At 48.1% G+C, this 8,470-nt stretch carries 5 protein-coding genes and 3 pseudogenes; 6 read left to right on the top strand and 2 right to left on the bottom strand.

Annotated elements, in window-relative coordinates; translation table 11 throughout:
• Positions 1–38: 38 nt before the first annotated feature.
• The 6 genes and pseudogenes from ACUVQO_RS21340 (at position 39) to ACUVQO_RS21315 (ending at position 6,379) form a co-directional block, all read left to right on the top strand.
• Positions 39–791, top strand: coding sequence for an AMP-binding enzyme (locus tag ACUVQO_RS21340; protein WP_445927837.1), 753 nt, complete (start codon positions 39–41; stop codon positions 789–791).
• A 29-nt stretch (positions 792–820) separates the two neighbouring features.
• Positions 821–1,480 (top strand): annotated as a pseudogene (locus ACUVQO_RS21335) (pyridoxal phosphate-dependent aminotransferase).
• A 122-nt stretch (positions 1,481–1,602) separates the two neighbouring features.
• Entirely contained in the window at positions 1,603–1,881 is a 279-nt protein-coding gene (locus ACUVQO_RS21330; protein ID WP_445927836.1) for an aminotransferase class I/II-fold pyridoxal phosphate-dependent enzyme, read from the top strand.
• Positions 1,882–1,920: 39 nt separating this feature from the next.
• A pseudogene (locus tag ACUVQO_RS21325) lies at positions 1,921–2,613 on the top strand (2OG-Fe dioxygenase family protein).
• Between the two features lie 190 nt (positions 2,614–2,803).
• Positions 2,804–3,942, top strand: a pseudogene (locus ACUVQO_RS21320) (cysteine desulfurase-like protein).
• A 1,072-nt stretch (positions 3,943–5,014) separates the two neighbouring features.
• The gene (locus ACUVQO_RS21315; protein WP_445927835.1) at positions 5,015–6,379 is read left to right on the top strand and encodes a hypothetical protein; all 1,365 of its coding nucleotides are present in this window, start codon (positions 5,015–5,017) and stop codon (positions 6,377–6,379) included.
• Between the two features lie 383 nt (positions 6,380–6,762).
• On the opposite strand, the gene ACUVQO_RS21310 is transcribed toward ACUVQO_RS21315, so the two are convergent.
• A complete protein-coding gene (locus tag ACUVQO_RS21310) occupies positions 6,763–7,614 on the bottom strand; it encodes a GNAT family N-acetyltransferase (RefSeq protein WP_445927834.1) in 852 nt (283 codons plus the stop codon).
• A 48-nt stretch (positions 7,615–7,662) separates the two neighbouring features.
• Positions 7,663–8,265, bottom strand: a complete 603-nt coding sequence (locus tag ACUVQO_RS21305) for a class I SAM-dependent methyltransferase (protein WP_445927833.1) — start codon at positions 8,263–8,265, stop codon at positions 7,663–7,665.
• Between the last annotated feature and the right edge of the window lie 205 nt (positions 8,266–8,470).

Below are 8,470 nucleotides of genomic sequence, written 5' to 3'. Positions count from 1 at the left end.
GGAAAACTACGGCCTGCATGGAAGGGTTAGACTAGAGCGTGATTAAAGCCTTCAATTCTACGGGCGAATGTTCCAATGCTCAGGATATGCGCTACCTGATGGCCTTAGCTGGAAACAAACCTGTGATTGAATACTGTGGCGGTACTGAAATTGGCGGTGCTTACCTCACGGGCACCCTCGTCCAACCCTGCATCCCTGCCACCTTCTCCACTCCTGCCCTGGGACTCGATTTAGTCATTCTCGATCCAGAGAACCAACCTGCCACTAAAGGAGAAGCCTTTCTTATCGGCCCCTCGATCGGCCTGTCTACCGAATTACTGAATCGAGATCATGAGCAGGTTTATTTTGCTGGTACGCCCTCATTGAACTCTCAACCCTCAACTCCCTTCCCTCTCCGTCGTCATGGCGATCAGGTAGAACGCCTGCCCAATGGGTACTATCGCGCTCATGGTCGGGTAGATGACACAATGAATTTGGGTGGGATTAAAGTCAGTTCGATGGATATTGAACGGGTGGTGAGCCAGGTAAAGGGGATTGCCGAAGCTGTTGCGATTGCCGCTACTCCTCCATCTGGAGGTCCCAGCCAATTAGTCATTTACGCAGTAGTGACAAATTCATCTCCAGACGCTTCATCTGCAGACAAAGCCACCCTGCTGAAAACTCTGCAAGCGGCCATTAAACAACAACTCAATCCTTTGTTTAAGATTCATGACCTGGTGCTGATCGATGCCTTACCGCGCACGGCTTCCAATAAAGTGATGCGGCGAGTGTTGCGCGATCGCTATCACTAGCACACCCATCCGGTATCAGGAGTGAACCCATGATCCCGATCGCCCACCGTATGAACTGTTTAGGAACGAAAACAGCCTGTCAGGTGATGCGGGATGGTTACACAGGATACGGCCTAGCAGCGGGATTGTTAGAATTTCGTAAAGTGATTGCCGATCACGTTGCCGAAACCCGAAATGTTGCGGTACACCCAGATGAAATAGCCGTCACTCCCGGTGCCAAACCAATTGTCTTTTTCACCCTGCTTGCCTTGGTAAATGCAGGGGATGAGGTCATTTATCCTGATCCGGGATTTCCCGTTTATGAATCTGCGATTAACTTCGTCAGTGCCAGGGGCATTCCGTTACCCTTAAAAGAGGAAATGAATTTTCGCTTCCGACTTAATTATTTAACCAATGCCATTTCTGATCGTACTAAATTACTAATTCTCAATTCTTCGCAGAATCCCACAGGTGGCATTTTGCAGCCGGATGATCTAAAAGCAATCGCTCATTTAGCTCAACAACATGATTTTTAAGTTTTATCTGATGAAGTATATTCTCGTATTCATTATGAGGAGGATTCTCACAGTATTATTAGTTATCCTGGCATGAAAGACCGTACTATTCCGGTGGATAGCCATTCTAAAACCTACTCCATGATGGGTTGGCGTTTAGGTTACAGTATTGCACCTAAACCATTGACAGAATGAATTGTCCAGTTGATGATTAACTCAAATTTCTGTACCTGTTCGTTTACTCAAATGGCAGGTATAGAAGCTCTGTTAGGGCCACAGGATGCGGTGACAAAAATGGTGACAGAGTTTCAAAAGCGGTGAGATCGGATGGTGGACGGTCTGAAGCGATCGCGGGAGTTCACTGTCTCAAACCTGCCGGAGCGTTTTATGTGTTCCCCAATGTACAAAAAATTCCTTTATCAAGTGATGCCCTGGCAGATTACTTGATAAAGGAAGCCGGTGTGGCCCTGTTATCTGGCACTGCATTTGGCCAAGGTAGTGAAGGTTATCTCAGACTGTCCTATGCCAATTCTCTGGAAAACATCAATGAAGCCCTGGCGCGAATGCAAACAATTATTCAAAAGCTCAATCTGTAACTCCCAATCTGTAACTTAGCTTGTATTCAGAGGTTGATTATGCGTACCCTACCTAAAATCGAAGATCTTCGCTGTGTTACCACCTATGCTCTGGAACACCTGGGTGGTATTGATGTTTCCAGGTTTCTTCCCTTCTTTGATAACCTACCCGTTGATGTTTATCTGAAAGGCGATTACTATTTCCGTCGCTTCTCCAATTTTGAAATCCACGATCGGCAACTGACCCAACTCCCTCATGCTAAATTCTTTCAAAGCAAAGCCCATAACTCTGTGTTGGGTGATGTCGTCAGAGAATATCCCGAATTAGAAGATGGCTTGATTCACCTACCCGATTTCCATGCCGTCATTTTAGAGTTTTTTTAATTTTGCCAACGATGTTCTCCTTCAAATCAAGTGGGAGTCCATCAAATTCGCATTACTGCAGATTCACTGCATAAAGGCAATCCTGCTCCAGAGGGTATTTATCGGGACGGTGTGGATTTAGTTGGGATCTTCTGTGTCAATCGCACCAGTATCCAGGGCGGTGAAACCCATCTCTACAGATCACAGAAGAGGAGCAATCCTGTCTTTGCCAAGGTCTTAAATCCTGGTGAGTTGCTGATCGTCAATGATCACGAACTTTTCCACTTTACCTCTCCCATTCAAGCTGCTGTCCCCGAAGGCGGTAGTCGGAATGTGTTTGTCTTCACCTGTCCAGGCATTCCTTATTTACCGCAAGAGGATAGGAAATAGAAGTGGGTGGGCGGGTAGATGAGTGGATGAGTTTGGAATTTCTAGTGTTGAGATCCTGGTTACTTTCTTCTCTCCATTCCCTACTTCTCTTCCCTACCCACCTACTCACCCATCTCTCTACCCCTTTACCCATCTACCCCTTCGGAGGTTCTATGACACCACTCGATCTCACCAGGTGCCGGGAACGGTGATGCAGGCGATGACTGATTGCCTGATTACCTCCAATGCCAACTTGCATGGAGCCTTTGCCACCAGCGCGCGAACCGATGCATTAATGCTGGCAGCTCGCGAGGCCGTAGCGGATTTTTTAGGGTGCGACTGGGATGAGGTGGTGTTTGGGGCCAACATGACCACACTCACGTTTGCAGTCAGTCGGGCGATCGGGCGGGAACTACAACTGGGAGATAAAATTCTCGTTACCAGTCTGGATCACGATGCAAATGTGGCTCCCTGGTTAGCACTGGCAGAAAGAGGAATTACCATCCACACAGTAGAAATGCACAAAGAAGATTGCACCCTGGATCTGCTGGATCTGGAGCGGAAGCTGACGGAGCGGACTCGGCTAGTAGCGATCGGTTATGCCTCGAATGCTGTGGGAACGATCAATGATGTAGCGCAAGTGGTGCGGATGGCTCGTTCGATAGGGGCGTTAACCTTTGTGGATGCGGTTCATTATACTCCGCACGGCCCCCTGGATTCCATGCCTTAGACTGCGATTTTCTGGCCTGTTCTGCTTATAAGTTTTTCGCTCCCCATTTAGGCATCCTATACGGTAAGCGGGAACACTTAGTCCGATTTACACCTTACAAAGTTCGTCCGGCACCGGAAGAAATTCCCTATCGCTGGGAGACAGGCACCCAGAATCATGAAGGACTGGCCGGATTAGTGGCCGCGATCGCCTATCTGGCAGAGTTGGGACAACGGATTTCTCCAACCGCTACTCAGCGTCGTCAGGCGTTGATGACTGTAACGGCGGTGATTCAGGAGTATGAACGATCGCTGTCGGAACAGTTGATTCCGGGTCTGTTGGAGATTCCTGGCCTAACCCTCTATGGCATTACTGATCCAGCTCGTTTTGCCTGGAGAACTCCCACCGTTGGCCTGCAAGTGGCTGGATATACTCCGCGTGAGTTAGTAACAGCTTTAGGCGATCGTGGCATCTTTACCTGGAATGGTAACTTCTATGCTCTGCATCTGACTCAACGACTGGGGGTAGAAGCTACCGGTGGTTTGTTACGCATTGGTTGCGTGCATTACAACACTCCCCAAGAGGTAGAGCACCTTTTACAAACTCTGCGTGAGTTAGCCATCCAGCCAATTGCAGCCTGAGATGCTGTAGCTCACTGCTTGGTAACTTCAGGGTTGGTCGTCTGGGAGGGATTCAGAAGTACAAGAAATTGAGTCAGACAAAAGCGCTTTTCTCCGTATGCCTGCACTTAATCTGGGTTGAATGGGGGCTCACCAGTTATCTATTTATTTTCTGCATAGATCTTAAGACAAGTTTCTCCCGATCGCATCACTTAGTTTGTCTGTGCTCCCCCTGGTTATTTGTGATTAGTTTGTCTCATCTGTGATCTTTTATTGCTGAAAGTCCTATGATAGCTATCTTTCAGAGATTTCTTACTGAGACAAGGATCTCCGTCTTGGATCATCTAGTTTTTGGATTAACTCCCTATAGTAAGACACGATCGGTTGTGCTTGATAAGACAAAACTCTCCGTATCCTATAACCTGTTACTTGATTGTGGCTTGTTCCTATTCGGTTGATGGCTGAGACTAATTACTCCGTATGTCATCACTTAAGCTCAGCAGATTGCAAAGGAGTTCGTACTGGCAACAAAACCTGTAAAACTTGGTTAAAAGTGTAGAGAAAATTTTCTTCGAATGAAATTTAAGCGATTATCCCCAGTCTTCTCGGTTTCAAAAAAGGAAATACAGCTTGAGACAAAGTCTTCCGTATCGTATCACTACTTTGTAGGGTCATCACAGTAGATTTGGGACAGTGTTAAGTTTTCTGTTGCTTGTTTTAAGGGGGTTTCAGGAGTTTGATGGCTTTTGCGTAACCCAATTGCTGTTTGTCTTTTGTGTAGATCTATTTTTGTCTTAGATCAAAAAGTGGCTAAAAATTCAGCCAATTGGTTGCAACATCGGGACTTGGAAGTGAGACAAAAACCTCCTGATATAAACACTTATTTTTCCGTATCCTCTCACTTACGATTCCCGATCCCCTCACTAGTCTTTTCTGAAACTCTTACAAGACAATGGTTTTCGTTTGTTAAGACTAACTAATTAGTCTAATAAGACTGATCGGTTTCCCAGTAGGAAAAAGACAGGTTTGGCAAAATTGGCCTGACATTGAGCCAGACTGGCTGGAGGTCAGGATTACTGCTGCAGCTGCCAGAGTGAATTTTGCTTACCTGGAAGAGCCGGAGAACTCGTTTCTAGCGCTCTTTCCTCATCGCTTTGACTTTATTTGGGCTGAGCATGGAGATCTGGGTCAAACAGTTAACTGGCAGACAGAAAGCCGTTATCCGCTCAGCGATCGCCTGATTCTTCAGGGGGCTTATCTTTATGGGGTTCGCTTTGGCTCTGAGACTTGCTATGCGCTGTTAGATATTGACCGAGATAGTCTCTACCATCCAAAGCAGGATCCCTTGGCAGTTGGTCGTTTAATTGCGGCACTGGAACCACTAGGATTAGTCAGTTATGTGGCCTGTACGTCCAGTTACAGTGGTGGATTGCACTTGTATTTACCGTTTGCTCAGCCTCAAAACTCCTGGAAGCTGGCGATCGCCCTTGCTGCTCTACTTGAGGCCGCTGGCTTTCGGCTCAGACCAGGGCAGTTGGAGGTGTTTCCCAATCCTAAACCTTACGTTGTAAATGGGACTCCTACCCTATTTAATGCTCATCGTTTACCCTTGCAGATTGGCTCCTATTTGTTGAACGAAGATTTGGCTCCTGTCTGGAGCACGCAGCAAAGCTTTGTGCAGCAATGGCAGTTTGCCCAGTATCGCAATCAGCTAACGGCCATTACTGTACAGCAGGTGATTAAGCAATTCAGGCGCAAGCCCTATCTGATTTCTGGTAGGGCAGATAAGTTTATCAATGATTTGAATGCAGAGATTGAGTTGGGCTGGACTGGGTTTGGTCAAACCAATCGTTTGTTAGGCCGAATTACGATGCGAGAGTATATCTTTCATCATGTATTAGTGGGCGGTGAACCTCTGCAGGGGGAAGCTCTGGTTCAGCGGGTTGTGGAAGTGGCTCGATCGCTACCCGGTTATCATGATTACTGCCGTCATCGCCATGAGATTGAGCAGCGGGCAGCTGAATGGGTGCGGTGTATTGAGCGTAGCCATTATTTTCATTATGGATCTGCCAGTGGTCGGTTTAAGGGGAAACAGAATTTGGCTGCCGAACTGCAGACGGTCGTTGAGCAGGCTCCTAACTGGAATCAGGAACAGTCGTTGGCGGCCAGAGAGCGAATTCGACAGGCGATCGCCGATCTGCTAACTCAGGAAGCCTTACCCACTACGGCTACAGCTCGCTTTCATGCTTTAGTCCGTTATGGAATTGGTGGTAGTACGCTTTACCGTCATCGAGATCTCTGGCATCCCAGTTGCTTCCAGGCTGAAACGGATAAATTAAACAATTGTGTCTGGGGGCAATTCCCTAACTCAGCACCCAGCACTCATTCCGCAACTCAGTCTGCGGCACTGCCGGATCAAACTGTGGAAAACCCCCCGTTCCCCCAGCTGCAGATTTGACGAACTCGGTTGATTGCCTTGGGGCATCAACCGAGCAACGTCTTCCAAGCTTATTATCTGGTTCAGACCGTAATCAAGCCGCTGACAGTGGTTTTAGCGATTCTGTAACCTCATCATCGAAATCAGGTCGTAATTTGGGTAACGATGGCGATCGTCCTCAACCAGCCAAAGCCCCTGAAATCAGATGGATTATGAAAATGCGAGAGTATTTAGTGTCTGGAGATCCCATTTTGATCGCCGAAGCGCTCCTCTGGGCAGAAGGAAATCCGGGGATCTTGGATAGTAGCTAGGCTTTTAGTTCCCTGTAATGTCATAAATGACTCTGGAATGGCCAAACAACACTTCCAGAGAGTTGACAATGGTTCGAATCACGGCAGTTTTGATTAGCCCAGTTCAAAGGTTGTGATGCCAAATAACCGATCGTAGGATAAATCGGGACAGGATTGAGTATACATCCGAGCCGTCTCAAACACAGTCTTCATCTTATACTTTTCCGCTAATTCGATCGCGGCTCCATTGAGTTCTGGAACATCCAGATAAATAGGAACACTGGCGGTTGCTTGCGACTTGAGCGCCAGAAATAGAGCTTCTGCCAGTTCAGGTGGATCAGCGAATAAAGGGCCAATTTTGTAGCCCCAGTGGCAGGCTCTCAGCACTCCGTATCCGGCTAGCTGGTTGTTGTGCAGAATACCGAATGCTGCACTGTTGGGTTGATGGAGCCAGCAGCGGAAAAACTGAGAACGATCGCAGGGGAAAAGCAAACGATCATAGTTGGCAATCAGAGTAAACGGTAGCCTGGATAAGGGAACTATCGCTGAATCCTCAATTGACTCACCACCGCCAACTCCCTCATAGCGAATACTGCGGTAAGCCAATTGAAATCCCGAACGTTGATAATTTTGCTGTTGAGCGACGACCCCATCCAGACCGATATTGCGACCTGCTAGAGTGTGCAATGCGGCATTCCAGAGTTGAATACCGTAGCCCTGACCGCGATATTCTGGTTTAACGATGTAGAATCCAAGAAATCCAAAGGAGGAACCATATTTCACAGCTGAAATCGTGGCGATCGACTCATCACCTAGCATTCCCATCCAGAAGCCTGTTGGGTCAGCCACATAAAAACACTCAGCGTCGTGGTGTCCCGGATTCCATCCCTCTGCCGCTGCCCAGGCGATCGCCACCTCCACATCTTCACGGCTCATCGATCGAATGGAAAAAGCTGTTTGATTCATAGTCTGCAAGTCCTACCTGTGAGGTTCGGCAGAGGGGAAGCCGTTGAGTCATTGCTTTTCCAGAATGCAAAAGAGGGCTTTGGGGAATGGATCGAGAGTGCCGTGGTAAACTGTTTGGGCCGCCGATCGCAGATGAAAGCGGACGGCAAAAATTTGCTGAATTTCTTCTGGGGTAAACCGATAGGGGCCTTCCTCGCGGGTTTCCTGGCTACTAAAACATTTCAGCAATAGGTAGCGCTTGGGTTTCAAGAGATTAGCCACTGTTTGCACATAATCGCCTCGACGATCGGGCGGCAGAACATGAAAGCACCCTCGATCCAGAATGAAATCGAAGGAGCGATCGAGATGGCTATTCAAGATGTCATCTTGTCGGAAAGAAATCTCCAGCCCTTTCTCGCTCGCTTTTGCCGCGGCTTGCCGAATCGCGGTTTCCGACAAATCGGTTGCAACCACTTGAAAGCCTCGTTCGGCTAGGGCGATCGCCTGAGTTCCTGGGCCTGTTCCCAAGTCCAGTGCGGTGCCGTGACTGAGATCCAGTGTCAGGAGCGCTTCCTCCACATCCGGATCCAGATCGGGATTAAACCAGGGCATCGTTTCAACTGGTTTTTCCTGGTACAGTGCTTCCCAATTAGGAAATTCTCGTTCAGTCATGTTCTAAGAGGATGGGGTGTAGGGTGTGGGGTGTGGGGAATGCCAGATGTCGAATGCGATTAGTGCTAACGTAACGCATCAATTCCTGGCACCGCAGAGGGTACGCTCTTACTAAACCATCCTACAATGAATAAAGCCTACCTAAATCCATCGCAGTGCTCCGCCCATAGCCGCAGGTTTGGGGGGAGGTGAAGCGGCGGGCGAC

It is taken from the genome of Leptodesmis sp., from assembly GCF_052746595.1.
This window is presented reverse-complemented; position numbering and strand designations above follow the sequence as displayed.